This is a genomic window from Pseudomonas sp. HMWF006 (genome assembly GCF_003061205.1).
GTDB lineage: Bacteria > Pseudomonadota > Gammaproteobacteria > Pseudomonadales > Pseudomonadaceae > Aquipseudomonas > Aquipseudomonas monsensis.
Genome location: NZ_QAIU01000260.1, coordinates 1 through 1,493 on the forward strand (window position 1 = coordinate 1; position 1,493 = coordinate 1,493).

General features: G+C 61.5%; 2 protein-coding genes. Both read left to right on the top strand.

The window, feature by feature from the left end:
- Window positions 1–282: hypothetical protein (locus DBR24_RS30915; protein WP_158277028.1), on the top strand; the 282-nt coding region annotated here is incomplete at its 5' end.
- 67 nt (window positions 283–349) lie between these two features.
- Window positions 350–1,493 (top strand): macrolide transporter subunit MacA (gene macA / locus DBR24_RS10660; protein WP_128614705.1); only part of this gene is annotated, 1,144 nt, incomplete at its 3' end.

Genomic DNA, 1,493 nt, shown 5'->3' on the forward strand with positions numbered 1-1,493 from the left:
GTGCGCACCTTCGCCACGGCGCTGCGCACGGTCTATCAACCGCCACTGACCTACACCGGGCCGGTGCGGCTGGTGCTGGTCGATGATCCGACCCTGGACGCGTGGGGCAATCAGCGCGAGCAGGCGGCGATGCTTGAAGGCTGGCAGCGTCATGTCAACGACCTCGCCGTGTGGTACGGGCCGGGCAACCATTTCACGATTCTCAAGGCGCCCAACGTCTTCAGCTTCGCGGCGTGGTGGCATGACGGCTTGTCGGTGCCGGTGGGCAAAGTGTTGTCCTGAATATTGTTTTTTATAAAGGAGCCCGGCCGCCGGCCGGGCTCACCCCTGAACGGACTTGTGGTCATTTATGGAAAAGTCGAAGTTGCGCAAAGTCGGTATGGGATTGGCACTGGCGGCAGTGGCCGGGTTGGTGTTCTACACGGTGCAGGCACCGGCCGAGGCACCGCAGTACCTGACCGCCACGGTCGAGCGGGATGATATCGAGAACGCGGTGCTGGCCACTGGCGTGCTCGAAGGGATCAAACAGGTGGATGTCGGCGCGCAGGTCTCCGGCCAGTTGAAGTCGCTCAAGGTCAAGGTCGGCGACAAAGTGAAAAAGGGCCAGTGGCTGGCGGAAATCGATCCGCTGGTGCTGCAAAACACCCTGCGTCAGGCCCAGGTCGATGAAGAGAACCTGCAAGCGCAAAAACGCGCGACCCAGGCCCAGCTCAAGCAGACCAAGGCGATTTACGAGCGCTATCAGAACCTGCAGGAGGATGCTTCGATCTCGCGCCAGGATTTTGAAACCGCTGAGTCGAACTATCAGGTGCAGCAGGCCAACCTGATGTCGCTGGAGGCGCAGATAAAAAGCGCACACATCCAGATCGACACGGCCAAGGTCAACCTGGCCTACACGCGGATTGTCGCGCCGATCGACGGCGATGTAGTCGGCATCGTCACCCAGGAAGGCCAGACGGTGATCGCCAACCAGTTGGCGCCGGTGCTGTTGAAACTGGCGGATCTGGACACCATGACGGTCAAGGCGCAGGTTTCGGAAGCCGATGTGATTCACATCGCGCCGGGGCAGGAGGTGTATTTCACCATTCTCGGTGAGGACAAACGCTATTACGCCAAACTGCGCGGCACCGAACCGGCCCCGCAGAATTTCCTCGAGACCCCGGCGGCCGGTACGCCCAAGCAAAGCAGCGCGGTGTTCTACAACGCCTTGTTCGAGGTGCCTAATCTCGATCACCGTTTGCGCATCTCGATGACGGCGCAGGTGCGGGTGGTGCTTGATACCGCCAAATCAGTGTTGACCATTCCCGTGGCGGCCCTCGGTCCGCGCAACGCCGACGGCAGTTTCCCGGTGCGCGTGCTCGACGCCAAGGGCCACGCCCAGTCGCGCAATGTGCAGACCGGGATCAACAACAACGTCAAGGTGCAGGTCAATGCCGGTCTGGCCGAAGGCGACCGTGTGGTGATCGGTGATCCGGTGACGAATGTGGCGGGGG